The 14,909-nt window shown below is 38.9% G+C and carries 15 protein-coding genes; all 15 read right to left on the bottom strand.

From position 1 onward, the window contains the following. Positions 1–11: 11 nt before the first annotated feature. A complete protein-coding gene (gene csrA, locus BHF68_RS05030; RefSeq protein ID WP_069642580.1) occupies positions 12–230 on the bottom strand; it encodes a carbon storage regulator CsrA in 219 nt (72 codons plus the stop codon). 3 nt (positions 231–233) lie between these two features. Continuing rightward, the gene (gene fliW / locus BHF68_RS05025; RefSeq protein ID WP_069642579.1) at positions 234–719 is read right to left on the bottom strand and encodes a flagellar assembly protein FliW; all 486 of its coding nucleotides are present in this window, start codon (positions 717–719) and stop codon (positions 234–236) included. A 40-nt stretch (positions 720–759) separates the two neighbouring features. After that, a complete protein-coding gene (locus BHF68_RS05020) occupies positions 760–1,332 on the bottom strand; it encodes a DUF6470 family protein (RefSeq protein WP_069642578.1) in 573 nt (190 codons plus the stop codon). Positions 1,333–1,387: 55 nt separating this feature from the next. Further along, a complete protein-coding gene (gene flgL / locus BHF68_RS05015; RefSeq protein WP_069642577.1) occupies positions 1,388–2,527 on the bottom strand; it encodes a flagellar hook-associated protein FlgL in 1,140 nt (379 codons plus the stop codon). Positions 2,528–2,545: 18 nt separating this feature from the next. Further along, the gene (gene flgK, locus BHF68_RS05010; protein ID WP_069642576.1) at positions 2,546–4,120 is read right to left on the bottom strand and encodes a flagellar hook-associated protein FlgK; all 1,575 of its coding nucleotides are present in this window, start codon (positions 4,118–4,120) and stop codon (positions 2,546–2,548) included. 23 nt (positions 4,121–4,143) lie between these two features. Further along, on the bottom strand, positions 4,144–4,641 hold the full coding sequence (locus tag BHF68_RS05005; RefSeq protein WP_069642575.1) for a flagellar protein FlgN: 498 nt from the start codon (positions 4,639–4,641) through the stop codon (positions 4,144–4,146). A gap of 63 nt (positions 4,642–4,704) precedes the next feature. Continuing rightward, positions 4,705–4,989, bottom strand: coding sequence for a flagellar biosynthesis anti-sigma factor FlgM (gene flgM, locus BHF68_RS05000; protein WP_069642574.1), 285 nt, complete (start codon positions 4,987–4,989; stop codon positions 4,705–4,707). 125 nt (positions 4,990–5,114) lie between these two features. After that, positions 5,115–5,537, bottom strand: coding sequence for a TIGR03826 family flagellar region protein (locus BHF68_RS04995; RefSeq protein WP_069642573.1), 423 nt, complete (start codon positions 5,535–5,537; stop codon positions 5,115–5,117). 76 nt (positions 5,538–5,613) lie between these two features. After that, a complete protein-coding gene (locus BHF68_RS04990; protein ID WP_069642572.1) occupies positions 5,614–6,576 on the bottom strand; it encodes a ComF family protein in 963 nt (320 codons plus the stop codon). Between the two features lie 4 nt (positions 6,577–6,580). After that, complete coding sequence (locus tag BHF68_RS04985) at positions 6,581–8,434, bottom strand: DEAD/DEAH box helicase (RefSeq protein WP_084019218.1); 1,854 nt, start codon at positions 8,432–8,434, stop codon at positions 6,581–6,583. A gap of 5 nt (positions 8,435–8,439) precedes the next feature. Continuing rightward, a complete protein-coding gene (locus BHF68_RS04980; RefSeq protein WP_069642570.1) occupies positions 8,440–9,303 on the bottom strand; it encodes a DegV family protein in 864 nt (287 codons plus the stop codon). A gap of 43 nt (positions 9,304–9,346) precedes the next feature. Then, complete coding sequence (locus BHF68_RS04975; RefSeq protein ID WP_069642569.1) at positions 9,347–10,033, bottom strand: response regulator transcription factor; 687 nt, start codon at positions 10,031–10,033, stop codon at positions 9,347–9,349. Between the two features lie 29 nt (positions 10,034–10,062). Next, on the bottom strand, positions 10,063–11,250 hold the full coding sequence (locus tag BHF68_RS04970; protein ID WP_069642568.1) for a sensor histidine kinase: 1,188 nt from the start codon (positions 11,248–11,250) through the stop codon (positions 10,063–10,065). 172 nt (positions 11,251–11,422) lie between these two features. After that, positions 11,423–13,300 (bottom strand): hypothetical protein, encoded by a 1,878-nt coding sequence (locus BHF68_RS04965; protein ID WP_069642567.1) that lies wholly within the window; start codon positions 13,298–13,300, stop codon positions 11,423–11,425. 184 nt (positions 13,301–13,484) lie between these two features. Beyond that, positions 13,485–14,369, bottom strand: a complete 885-nt coding sequence (locus tag BHF68_RS04960; RefSeq protein WP_069642566.1) for a hypothetical protein — start codon at positions 14,367–14,369, stop codon at positions 13,485–13,487. Positions 14,370–14,909: the final 540 nt, after the last annotated feature.

Genomic DNA, 14,909 nt, shown 5'->3' with positions numbered 1-14,909 from the left:
AAATACGCTTTTTACTTCTTCAATTTAAAATCCTTCAAATCTATCTTAATCTGAACAGATTCAAGGTTTGCTTCTGTTACTTCCTCAATAAGTTCTTTTCTAAGAATCGATATTTTTTTTGGGGCTTTGATTCCTATTTTAACAGTGTCACCTTCAACGCTAAGGATGCTTATTTCAATGTCGTCCCCGATAACAATAGCTTCATTCTTCTTGCGGGATAATACAAGCATAGCTTAATCCTCCTTAGCCGGTGCAGCCTCCGTTGCAACAGCTACTTCCTTTGAGGCCATTGCTTCTTGAGGGAACAAAGGTTGTCTAGTAAGGTAATTCCCATCGCTAATTATATATTGCTTGGCTAAGAATTTCCCTGCATTTACTACTAAGGGAGCATGAAGATTTGTAGTAGCTTTTTTTAGATCATCTTTTATAGTAACAATTGTGTAAATCGCAACGTCTTCTGATTTCTCTATAGACAATGACTCCACTAGCTCTTCAGAAAGCATAATATCATAGTCATTAAAAAATACGTGCGGCTCAACCAAAATAAAGCAAAGATTCTTGTCTGTAACTGACTGCAAGAATAAGAATGGGTTATCTTCTCCCATTGGAACTAGGACAAACTGCTTATCATCCTGAAATCCAGGGATACCGCTTGGGAAGTTGATAATTTTATCTTTGTCAATTTCTATAGTTCCTAGCCTAGTCGATTCTATTTGCATGTTTTGAATCTCCTTTTAGTTTAATTTTTAAAAATTTTATTCATAACCCCTGAGAAAACATTTCACCTATAACATTAAAATGTATCTGATTCTTCTGTGCGAGATACGCCCTTGACTGTCCTGGATTAAACTGAATTTGCGGCTTGTTGATGTTAACATCTACTTGAACATCTCGCGCTTGAGCTTGGATGTCAGTTTCCATAGGCTGATAGGAAATTTTTACAGATCCATAACTAGGTATGAACTTGATGCCCGTATTAGGAATTTGCCCTTGATCGCGCTTTGCAAATTCTACAAATGGATTACTAGATATATGAATTTCTCGCATACGATCACCTTCTTGAGCAGCTCTAGATGCCGCTTGCAGTGCAGCCTGTCTACCTTTCTGAGCATACTCGGTAATCTTGGTGAATATATGCTTAAGTTCAACCTCATCCCACGCCTGGCGCTGATCAATGTATATCTGAGCATGCCTTGTACTCATGCTCAAATCAGCGTGGGGCTGAGATATCCGCATATCGGCATGGGATTGACGGATTGATATTTGAGCAAAATTGTTTTCTAGTCCTATGCGGGCATTCTGATGATTAATTTGTATTTGTGGTAGCTGCATGATGAATCACCTCGTATCAACCTAACCAACTATCCAAACTTCCCGATTGTCTAGCTTATCTCAGAAAGTCCATTAACGACGGTTGAATAATTCTTGCACCTGTAGATAGTGCTGCACGATGGACATTTTCTTGGTTTTTAAGGTTTGTTATAACCTTCGGTATATCAGCGTCCTCTGCATCAGACAGAAGACTTGTAGCGCTAAAATTGTTGTCAGCTAGTCGCGCTTGTATTAATTCAATCCTATTCATCTTGGCTCCTAAGGAAGCTCTACTAGATATTATATAATCCATATTACTATCTAAATCATCTAATAACCCAGTCAATTCATTAGTATCCCCTCGTTCAAGGGTAAGAATAATATCATCTAACACACGGAATACGCTTTTGCGGTCGTCATCGGGATCTTTAGAGTCAAGGAATATGTCCGAGCCAAGAATATTAATTGGTATAAAGATATTCTTGCCCATTTCCACTTTAATTTCTTGGCTGTTATCACTAATAAATGCACCTGTTGTTACACTGTACTTCCCATACATTTCCTTAAGTGCAGCTATAGCATGATCAATAGGTTCATAGTCTTCAATATCTGGTGGAAGTTCGTAAGCTAGAAGTTCCTCTAATGCGTCGTCCACACTAGAATCAGCGTCTATCCCAGCTGCTGTTAAGAAATCTGCTAAAGGATCTTCATTTTCATCTACACCAGCTATTTCAAAAATTGACCTCAAATCTTTTTCTGTAATAACTATTGCTTCGCCGTCGTAAGGTGCTGTCTTTGTATCAGTACCAGAAAAAATATAGCGTCCACCTATGCTAGCATTAGCGAGATTGCCTATCTGGTCTTTTAGTTCTCGGATTTCTTGCGCCGTAGCATATCGAGATGCTTCTGCCATCGTATCAGATGATGCACGGACTATAAGCTCGCGCACCCGATGAAGTACATTAACAACTGAATCCATTGTCTGGTCAGTGGTCTCCATCCAATTTAAACCTTCGCTAGTATTACGCTGAAATTGCTCAATTTCTACAAGTGTTGTTCTATAGAACATTGAACGCACTGCACCAACTGGGTCGTCAGATGGTTTATTAACCCTTTTCCCAGATGCTAGCATCTCTTGGTATCGTTCCATACCACGCATACTGTTGTTAAGATTACGTAGCATATTGTTATTAAGCATTGTTTGTGTTACTCGCACTAGCCTCACCTACCTTTACTATCTACCTACTAAGCCCATACGGTTTATAATTGTGTCTAGTAAACCATCAACAGTGGTAATTGCCCTTGCTGATGCATTATATGCATGCTGAAATTTAATCATATTTGCCATTTCCTCATCAAGAGAAACACCAGATATAGATAGTCTGCGATTGTCTACCTGATCTGCTAGTACCTGTGAATTATACTCCAGTCGCTCAGCTTCTGTTACTTGTACGCCAACTTTAGCTATTAAATTGCGATAAAAATCATCAAAAGTTACCTTCTCTGGTAAATCAAGCTTTTCAATTTCGAACTTCAAGGATGCAATAGCGCTAGCATTGCTACCATCACCCACTGAAGATGTACCGTTTTCATTAGTAGGCTGCCCAGCTGCTATTTTATCTAAGCTATTTCCAATTGCTGGGTGAATCATAAAGTTACTAGCATTTGTAGGGTTAATAAATTCCCCTGTAGCAATGTAATGGTCTTTATCTATAAAAAACAGCAACCTATCTGCATTTTCATCTTCTAGTGTTCGTCCGTTCTTTATATCATCAATAGTTAACCCAGTACTATGAATTTCATTTATATGCTTTGCCATTTCTGTAGCTAGTCTATCTATATGTTCTATAACCCCTGGAATGATGCCATGGATTTCGATTGTTGGGTCTTCACCTTCAACCTCGCTTTCGATAGAAACTGGATATCCCCTAGATTCTATTAATCCCATAAGCTCGCCGCGAGTGAAGTTCACTAGTTCCCCAGCAAGTGATACATCATATAGCCCTGTATCTTCACTGACCTCTATTTCTAGGGGTAAGCGTTCACGGCCATCTATAATTGCGACATCTCCAGTCATTATACGCACCATCCCAGTTGGGCGTCCGTCAGCAAAAAACACAGGCTGCACTGAGTCTACATTAATAAGTTTGGATAACTCATCTATTAGATTATCTCGCTGATCCTTTAAGTCATTAGCTTGATAACCATGGGGTTCCACCCTTGCAATCTGGTCGTTAATATCTCTTATTTGAGTTGTTATAGAATTGACCTCGTTGGTTTTGATATTTATTACGGTATTTAAGTCTTGTTGATGTTGTAGAAATCCAGTCCTCATTGCGTCAAGTGTCTCAATTACAGCTTGAGCGCGTTCAACAACAACAGCACGGGCTGAAGAAGCTTCTGACTCTTTAGCAAGATCTTGCCATGATGTCCAAAAACGATCCATTGTCATTTGTAGTCCCGTATCGGAAGGTTCATTCAGTATCATTTCTATTTTAGATAGTGTGTCTTTCTTTGCTTCCCAATAACCTATGTGTTTTGCCTCGTTCCTATATTGCTTATCAAGATATTCTTCACGAATACGTTGAATGTGCGTTACATCCACTCCAGTACCTAACAAACCAGGGTTTTTGCTCATTTGCATCCCTGGATTGGGTATAGCCAGCGACGCCTGCATATTTACAACTTGGCGAGAGTAGCCTATAGTATTGGCATTTGATATATTGTGTCCAGTTGTATGAAGGGCTGACTGTTGAGCAAAGATTCCTCGTTTACTCACTTCGAGCCCATGAAATGTTGATTTAAACAATCTCTAGCACCTCTCTTAAAAAGCTATGTTCTTGTATCAAAGACGCTACGTCCTTTTTTTGCATTTGATTTGCTTGGATTACCATAAACCATTTCTTGCTCTGGGTCGTCGGTAATAGACTCCATTGTTGTCTGGATGTATTCTAATGATTGTTTAAGAAGTTTAGCGTTTAGTTGATTTACTTGTGATAATTCCTTTAGCACTTCTTCAAGCTTTTCCTTCAAGCTTGAGAGTCTCTGTTTGGCAATATCCTCTTGCACCACTTCAATTAGAAAGGAAATAGTTACATTGTCAGGAGCGATTTTTAACGATTCTGCAAGCTGTTGAATCATGGCGTTACGGTCTTTCTCTAAATGTCTCGACTCCTGGATAAGATTATGCTCTTCTTTAATAATCTTTTCTAGCTTTGGCAATGAACCTTCGATAAGGATTGTTTTTTTATCCTGACTAAGTGTTAATAGTTTCTCATGAAGCGTTAATTGTTCACTCAAAATCTCACAAAATTTCTCAATAAACTTCACGTCTAAACCCCTCTCCATCCATGTATGAGGAAAACTATCTGTATTATATTTTATATAATCTGATTACTCGTAGAAAATACCTGTCTTAGGCTTTAGCATTTTCTCGGCAATGGCTTTCGACTCTACGTTGTAAGTGCCATTGTCTACCTGCTCTTTAAGTCGTTCGACTTTTTCACTGCGCGCTGCAGGGTTTAATATGTCATTCTTCTGAACCTTAAGAAGCTCTTGCGCTGTCTTAGAGATTTGTAGCTCATCACGCTTAGCCTCTGCCTTGTTACTAGCTTTTGTTTTATTTGTTTTTTGGTATGCTTGGATTGCACCAATACGACCAACGTCATTAATTTTCATAAATAATCCACTCCTTTTAAAACATACGGTTTTTTTGTAATTGAAAACAAAAAACCGACATACAATCTGTTACTTGTAATATCGGCTTTATTAATAAAAAGTTTACATATATATTTAATTTTTGACTATTTATCTCTATTTTTAAAGTCTACAAAGTTATAACTTACCCTTTTCTTCTCACCTTTAGGGGGCTGTTGTATCTCTTCACGCACTGGTTTAACTTCCTCTTTAAACCCTTGCTTCAAATTGTTTGTGCAAGTGTTACAAAAGCGGCCAGCCGCTATTGGTGCACCACAGGCTTCACACGGATACATCATATTTGGATTGTTCTTAAGATTAATCCGTCCTTGCTTAATAAAGCGGGCAATTGTCTTAACTGGAACCTCCGTAGCATCACTACATTCGTAAATCGTACAGTCCCTATTCTCCTTAATATATTGTCTAACCTTCTGATATAACTTCTCCTCTTCAGAAGTACATTGCTGACAGATATCTTTAAATGTGTTATCAAAAAGTTTCCCGCAACGCGGACAGTTGGAAAGCGCCATTCAATCAGCTCCTCTTCGCATTTTCATAATGTGCCTTTATATAGATTATATCTTAGCAGAACATAAATTGTAAACATTATCTCGCCAAAGTCAGAACATAGACTTCTTTAGCGCCGGCCTCTTTTAGCACGCCAGCACAGGCATCGACGGTTGTGCCCGTAGTATATATATCGTCGATGAGAAGTACACTTTTAGCTTTAACCATTCCTGCATGCCGTTGTTCTGCTGAGTTATGATTCTTCACTTTAAATGCGTGTTCTAGAGATGCTGTCCGCTCTACCTTGCTTTTCTTGCTTTGTTTCTCTGTGTATTCTGTTCGCTCAAGTATGTCTGCTATCGGAATTTTATGTTTATTAGAAATATGTTTGCTAATTTGTAGAGCTTGGTTGAATCCTCTCTCAGCTAGGCGATTTTCATGGAGCGGAACAGGAATCAATGTTTCTATTCTAAAGGGCTGCTTTTTAAAATGTAGTTCAAATACATTACACATGATAATCTGCAGTGGCTCTACTAGATTTCTTTGTCCTCGATATTTATATTGGTGAATTAACTCTTGTATAGCATCGTTATATTCAGCTGCTGCCCTAGCATACTTAAAAGCACGATGCTGTACGCTGGGTTGTATACAATCCTGACACACTTGTGGGTCGTCTGTACCTTTACTTCGTCCGTCAAGCTTTATATTAGTCATCGTTCTACCACATTTGTGGCAGAATGGTGCTGTAATTAGCTTCAAGCCTTGGTAGCACAGTGAACAGAGATGGTCTGCTAGTTCGATTCTAGTTTTTCCCAGGTATCGCTTTTCTTTACTAGTCAGGCGTTGATGTCTCCTATGAGAGTACGCTCTAGCACTAGCATTATCTTCTGTTCTTGCATTAGCATCATCTTGTGTTTTAGGATTTGCACTATTTTCTACAGAGTATTCTAAGAAGTATGCTTGGTAGATGCTTTTATTGCAAAGAGTACAAACAGGCGGCTTAGGATATACTAAGTCGCCTAGTGCTTGCAGCCAGCTTGTGAGTTCTGTTTTTATACTCATATAATCACCTAACAGCGCGGTTAATTTTTTTAATCTCTTTAATTGCGGACAGGATATTGTCATTTACATGCTCGGTGAGAAAATACACTTTGCCTTCTGGGTGCTTTTCAGTACGTCCGACACGGCCGGCTATTTGGATTAAGGTCGATTTTGTATAAACTTGGTGGTGGGCATCTATGACAACTACGTGGGAATCTGGTATTGTTACTCCTCGTTCTAGGATTGTAGTTGTTATAATCCATTGATATTTGCCAGCGCGCAAGTCTTTTATCTTCTGCTCCCGCTCAGGGTCCTTCGCATGTACAAAAGTGATGTTAGTCTGTCTATCTACACCTACACTTGAAGATTGTGTACCCCTAGATATATAAGTTTGTAAAGTCTCTAATAGCTCCCTACCTTGAAAAATCGAAGGTACGAAAAACATCGTAACTCCAGTAGTAGGTAGCTGTTTAAGCACCCATTCAAAGGGAAAAGAAAGTGTTGTTGTATTATTGAAAAGCTTCTTGATGGTAAGCTCTAACCCCTGTGCGAATAATCCATTACACCTATATAAAGCTGGTTCAGGCAACGGCTTTCCATGATAACGCTGGAACAAAGTTACGACACTTACCTCTTTTTGCTTAACACGTTTAAGCATCTGTCGATCAGGGGTAGCTGTCATGTATATAAACTGGCTTCCTAAACGATGAGCATGCTGGTATAGCATCGCATCTCCTGCATAAGGAAAGGCATCAATTTCATCAATAATCACTACATCAAAAGCATTGTCACAATAACGTAGTAGCTGGTGAGTAGTGGCAATCGTAATGCCCGCAATAATATGTTTATCGACGCTACCACCGTAGACTGCGTGAACGATGTCTTGAGGAAATGCCTTTTGTAATCGTGGTACTAGCTCTAAAACAACATCTTTGCGGGGCGTTGCGATTAGCACTCTTTTCTCCGAATTTCTCGTCATTGCAATGGCTTCAAACACCATCTCTGTCTTGCCAGCTCCACATACCGCCCAAACCAGTGTATCCTGCCCTGCTTCAACAAGCTGCGCTAGTTCTCTGCTTACCGCAAGCTGCTCTTCGGATAGTGGATGTGGATATATCGCCTTGTGCAGCTGCTGTTGCTCATTTAATTGGTGCTCTTCATTGAAATGGTATTGTTCACTGATTTGGTGTTGTTTGTTGACTTGGTGTTGGAGGTATGTATTAAGCTTTTCTAGCCCCAGGGTCGTTAGCTTTATTATCGGTATACAACTGCGGACTTCGCCATAGCTTGTACAACCTAGACAGACATAGCAGTCGTCAGATTGGCAGGCTCCACACTCGTGCTTACTAATTTTCTCAGTTTGAAGGCAGCGTAGACAAAAAAGCCTACCTTGATCGTCTTGTTGAATGGCAGGCTGAATCGTTATTAATTTTTTTAAATATAATTCCTGGATTAATTCATTAATAATTTGCGTAGCTACTTCTTTGTACTCGATTAAGCTATATTTGATAAGCGCATGGATTTCAGGCATTGTTAGCCTACGAATGCCAATAAGTTCAATTGTTTTATTTACGGTTTCTTTATCTATTATACTTTCTAAATCTTTATCTATAATAATATCTAATTCTTGATCTATAGCAATTACAGAGTCTTGTGCTACAGATTGTAATAATTCTGGATACAGCTTATAGGCCTCGTGGATAGCGAGGCCTTCTGTTAGTTTTTCAATTCGCTTTGTCATATCTGTGTTGCTAAGCAGTTGCTCATATTTCTCATCAAAATTAATAACTGGCGAGCAACGCACATCCGTTGCACTCCTGGGATTTATCTTTGATGGATGAGTACGATACACTGTATAACGCAGCTTGTATGGGCTCATAGGCTTTACACGTCTTTTTGCGGATAAAACATGATGCCTAAACCGATGCTTCCACGTCCAGTGTGGGAACCTATTACAGGTGTTAAGCTCTTTAACTGCACTTCTATGCCTGGTTGCGCACTAAGAATTTGAGCTTTTAAAGAGTTTGCATCTTCTAAGCTGGTAGAATACATTACATCAACCACTACGCGATCGTCAATATCTTGTATATCCTTTTGTGCGTATTCCGCTAATCGTGCTAAGGCTTTCTTAAATGAGCGCACCTTCTCATGGGCTGTAATAACACCTTCTTCATTTACCTTAACGATTGGATTGATGTTAAGTAACGAACCCAGGAAGTAAGACACACCACTAACACGGCCACCCTTATGCAAAAACTGCAAGTCACCAACCAAGCAATAAACTTTTATCTTCTCTATCATTGCTTCTATATATGATTTAACCTGTTCTATACTAAGACCTTCACCACGAAGCTTTGCAGCCTCTAAAACTAAATCACCCACAGGTCGCGATAAGCTTTTAGAGTCTATTATATGTATATTCATATCCTTTATTTGTTCTGCGGCAGCTTTTGCCGAGTTAATTGTGCCACTTATACCTGTTGAAATATGAATAGATAATACCTCGGTAATACCTTGCTCCTTCAAACGCTGATATGCCTCTACAAAACTACCAACGGCAGGCTGAGACGTTTTTGGAATGTCTTTAATGTCCTTTATTTTCTCATAGAACTCATCGTTGGATATTTCTGTTCCTTCTTTATAGGCCTTACCATTTAAAAGAATTGATAATGGAACAACAGCTATGTTGTTTGCACTAATTTCTTCTGGTGATAAAGTAGCTGTGCTATCAGTAACTAATCCGAACACGTTATAACAACTCCTTTATTTTTATTTTATAAGTTAGACAGGTTTACAGCTTCACCCAGCCGTTTTTTATTGCTTCAATTACAGCCTGTGTACGGTCGCGAACCTGCATTTTTTGGAATATATTGCTGACATGGTTTTTAACTGTCTTTTCACTTATAAATAACTCTTCACTTACATCTCTATTTGACATACCTCGAGCCATAAGGGTTAATATTTCCTGTTCTCTGCTTGTTAACATCTCGTCCCAAACCTGTTGATTCGCGCCTTCATCAGACTGAGAATGGACCTGCATATGCTCAGCTTCTTCACTAAGACGGGTGAATTCCTTAAGCACCTTAGATGTCACACGTGGATGAATGAAAGAACCCCCATTAGCAACATGGTTTATCGCATCTACAAGCACTCTACCTTCAACATCTTTTAGTAAGTAGCCTGAAGCCCCTGCCCGAATCGTTTCGAATATATATGATTCGTCATCATGAATCGAAAGGATTATGATTTTCACATCAGGTAAAAGCTTCTTTATTTTTTTCGTAGCCTCAACACCTGTTACCTTCGGCATATTAATGTCCATGAGAACGACGTCTGGCTGAATCTCTATAACGTGCTGAATAGCCTGCTCCCCATCTGTAGCCTGGCCTACTACTTCTATATCATCCTCTAAATCAAAAATCCTTACTAATCCCTCACGGAATAACGCGTGATCATCCGCTATGTACAATCGAACCATATAAGTTAACCTCCTGTTTTTTTATGAGCTTATACCATTTCTTCATCTATTGGGTGTATAGGAATATTGAAGAATACCTTGGTTCCTTTCCCAATTGCAGTGTCAAACTCAATTGAGCCCTGTAAAAGCTCTATACGTTCCTTGATGCCAATAATACCAAAGCTTTCAGTAGATGGTTTTAAGGCTTCCTGTAAATCAAAACCCATTCCATCGTCAGCGACAATGCCACTAAGTTTGTCCTTACGGAACTCTACTTTTAATGACGCATTTTTAGCCATTGAGTGTTTAGCGACGTTATTAAGGCATTCCTGGATAATACGAAACGCAGCTATAACGACGGCTGGCTCGAGCTTTTCTTCCTTACCGTATATTTTAATATCAGTAGCTATCTGATTCCGCTCTTCAAATTGTGTTAAGTATTTTCGCAGAGTCGGCACAAGTCCTAAATCGTCTAAGGCCATTGGTCGTAGATCAAATATTATCTTACGCACCTCAGTCAGACTGTTACGAACAGCATCTTTTAAATCCTTTAGCTCTTGCCTTGCTTTCTCTAAATCTCGGTCTAATAACCGTTCACATATTTCTGTTCGTAGTACAACGTTTGCTAGAAGTTGGGCTGGTCCATCGTGAATCTCTCGCGCTACACGCTTGCGCTCTTCCTCTTGTGATTGAATGACGCGAATACCCATAAGCTGCTTTTGCTGAGCTGTCTCAAGAAAGTCACTTATATTGGATAAATCGCCTGATAGATACCCTAATACAGCACCTACCTGTGTCACGAATTGTTCTGCCTTTGCTACTGTATCACCTAGATTCTTTAATCTTATTTGCAGCTCGTCACGACGTTGTCTTAAACGCTGTTCCCGTTCCCTGGCAAGCATCAGCTCAATTTGAAAATGATTTGCATCTTCATAAGCTTTCTTAATATCCTGCTCAGAAAAATTGCGAAAATTCTTACTTACATGGGCTAAGTGATTTCGCGATCGTCTATAGTCCTTTTCTAAATTATCTACTTTATCAACAATTTCACAAGCCTCTTGATGAACCTTAATAAGCTCCTGCTTTAGCTTTAGCATTTCCTTTTGTGCGCCTTCAGCAATATCGTAAATCTGCTGCTTACTTTGTTCTATAGCCCCAAGTGTTTTCTTAATCACCTTATCTATTACTTTTAAATTAACATCACCAGTTTGAAGCTCTTTCGTATTAGAATCTGCCACAAGTCCACAAACCTTTCTATAGGAATACTATACTACACATACATGCTTAATTCCTTCTTGGCATAATTAATTCTTTGTTATAATCCATAGTCTGTGAAATAAAATAAATACCATTATATTTTCCACTATCATCACTATGTATCTCCAACTACTTATTTCTTACTATATATGTCTACCACAAAGGAATGCCATTTTCCTGCAGGTATTTTTCCTTATAATAAATTAATTTTCTAAAGACATTATCGTCCTCATTTAGTACCTTATTCACCAGTTCAACACCAACACGTAGGTCATTTCGGGTAAGTCTAGGGTAGTCCTGTAGTCCATATGACCCATCAGGCATATATGCATACCAAAGGTCATAATTATCCTTAACCCAATCCATCTCTGTATCATGAATAGCTAGTCTAATTCTCATTGCAGTATCTACATAAATATTTCCCCTATCTGTATAGAGGCTATCAAAGCTCTGGTTATGCTCAAGTTCAAAAAGAGCCATATAGTATTGTAGTAGAAAATTCATCTCAGTAACTAAATGATTCAAGGATACATGTGTTGGCTCATGTGTTGCCGTTGGGTGAAAATAATCCTGAACTAATAGCCCGCCATTTTCTGTAGTAAAGCTATATTCTTCAGCGAACCATAACATAAAGTCAGCATACTCTGTCACAGCATCAAAAACTTCCATCAGCTCAACTAATTCAATAGAGCTCGAACGCTCAGGCCGATCAATGCGATAATAGTTGAATATATCCAATAAGAACATCGCCGCATCCGTAGAAAAACGCGTATCATAAAATCCAGCTTCAATCCCATAGTCGCCATGTAGCCAATTTGATTGAGGCTCTGTCAACCAATAGCCACCCTCTGTCTGTTGCTTAAGGCTATGATTCATACTAACAATAGCTAATGTTTCCAAATATGAGCCTACAACATGGTCGCCAGCATTCTCTTGTTCACGAATTGAGCGAATAAACCGTTGTCCTATATGCTCTGCTGGAACAAGCCAAAACGACCTAGGTTCGTATGGTGTGTATGAATTCGGCACTTCATAGTAAATACCATCGTGGCGTTTTTTTCGAAAGCGATCTAAATCTGCAATTCTAACATCTTGGGCAGCCACCTGCAATTGCTCATCAATTACAGGTGCACTCTCCTGAACAGCTTCAAAAGAAGCTAAATTCTCTGACAGTACCCCCCAATGTTCGGTTAGCATCGGCTTACCTTCCATACTATAAAGTGGCAACTCAGCCTTCCACAATCTGTAATCACCTAGCACCTCTAGCATTGTAGCTGGTGTTAAATCAATATGCTCCACAAATACATTATGCTCTAAACTCGAAAACACATCTACCATTCCAAAGCGAAGTCGATCTGTAAAACTAGCTGCCTGTGGTAATGTCAATGTTGCAGGATAATTCTCTTCAGATATATATAGGTCTGAAATATTAACTTTGGACCACTGACTAATAGCATTATTTATCACTTCACCGTAGACAATATAAAATAATTCATCCGATAGCTTAGTGTTGTCTATATGCTCCTGATACCTCTCTTCTATCTCCCAATGCAGTCTATAATCTGCTACTTCCTCTTTATTAGTCCCCTCAAGGTAAGACGCAGTTACGTAGTATACTACATCTCCGTTATCTACATGTCGGAAATATACTTCTGCTTTAGCAAAGGGCTGTTGCTTATCCTGTTGATTATCAATAGACGAGATTAAAATCGGAAACATGTATGCAGTTTGTAAATTCTCCTCAGAAAATACTACGTTGTCAATATCAACTGAAAATGAAACATCTGCTGCTTCTGAATATAATCTTATGTTGAAATGCTCACTTAACGCTGACGGCAATTCCCATACTATGCCTTCTTGTGCATCATCATATATCGTGACTGTTATTTCTCGTCCAGATTGATCAATTGCACGTGCAGTGTCACTTTCATAACTATTAAACGTATAGCCCACTGCAAGTATTATTATCGTAACTAAAAATATTGATATTATTAGACTTAGGGCTATTCCATCTATTTTTAATTGTCTCACATTCATTCTCCTTGTTTAATCTTGTTGTACGTATTCTTCCCTTTACTATTTTCTCATATTTCAGCTAAAAAATAAAGAATATATGAAAACGCCCACATCCATAATATCCCTATATAGAGATTATGAACACAGGCGTTTTGTTAGTTAATTAACATTTATAAGCTTTAACAGCTTTAACGAACTATTAGTTGTAGTTAATTTGATGACATGATGCACAGTCAGCATAAGCTCCATCTAGTGCGTGTGGTATAGATGCTCCAACCGCATCGTTAGCGTGACACATCGCACAGTTTGCAAACGCTGGGCTATTGTGACCTGCTGGCAATGTAATTGCTCCTAAACCACCAGAAGCTGGCTGTTCTTGTGCAGGTTGTTCCTGTGCTGGCTGCTCTTGAGCTGGCTCAGACGGTGCTGGTGCTGGCTCTACTGGCGCAGCTGCTTGAAAATTAATATCATGACAAGATGCGCAATCAGCATATACTCCATCTAACGCATGTGGTATAGATGCCCCAACCGCATCGTTAGCGTGACACATCGCACAGTTTGCAAATGCTGGACTATCATGGTTTGCTGGCAAAGTGACTGCTGCTAGTCCTCCAGCTGAATCACCATTTTCTCCTTCGGCTGCTTCTTCATAGTTAATTTCGTGACAAGATGCACAGTCAGCATAGTCTCCATCTAACGCATGTGGTATAGATGCCCCAACCGCATCGTTAGCGTGACACATTGCACAGTTTGCAAATGCTGGACTATCATGATTTGTTGGAAGTGTAATAGCTCCAAAGCCTACTCCTGCTCCTGCATCATCTGCAGGCGGGTGACAGCTTAAGCAATATTCATCATCCCACATAGTATGTCTTGCCTCAGCAGCAGCGTGACAAGTAATACAGTTTGCAAATGGACCATCTACAGCATGAGGTGTTTTAGGTACTACATTTTCCTCTGTTATTGGAGGTACATCTCCAACTGTTGGTTCAGATACTTTAGGTGGAAATAAAGAACAAGCTACCATAATAATTGCTGTAAGAGTTAAAATAAATACTAAATAAATCTTTTTTTCTAATTTCAATTCGCGCACTCCCTTTCTTTATATTGCGTGCTAATTTTTCCCCGACAAAATTTTGTTGCAGCATAACTTTGACAACTTTGTGACAAGTCATAGTTAGATTTTAACACTAACTAAATCTTCGTTCAACTACTTTTTTTCACATTTTCTACTTAATCCATAGTAAACTGCTAATCCATATAAACAATTATAATACTACGTATGTATATGACAGCGTTTATCATAGATATAAATTTATCATGAATTCACTTTTTTTTCAATAGATTGTTACGAAATTGTGACAGGAAAAATACACCCGGGTCTTTGACACTTTAATAAAGAAAAAATCCCAACAAGCCTTGATGTAGGCTTATTTTTTTGTCAATTTTTCTATTTATATAGTGCACAATGTTTCACAATGTGTTATAATATAAGCAATCGACAAGGGGACGGTGTATAAATGAGGCTACAAATTGTTAATTCAAAAAATGCTGCATCTTTATATGTGGTTAAATCAATTTACGAAAATGGAAAGCGTTCTTCCAAAGTTGTTGAAAAGCTCGG

Origin of the sequence: Desulfuribacillus alkaliarsenatis (assembly GCF_001730225.1) — a bacterium.
In the GTDB taxonomy this organism is placed as follows: Bacteria; Bacillota; Bacilli; order Desulfuribacillales; family Desulfuribacillaceae; genus Desulfuribacillus; species Desulfuribacillus alkaliarsenatis.
The sequence above is the reverse complement of the archived record's forward strand: the minus strand, read 5'-3'. Positions and strand labels throughout refer to the sequence as shown.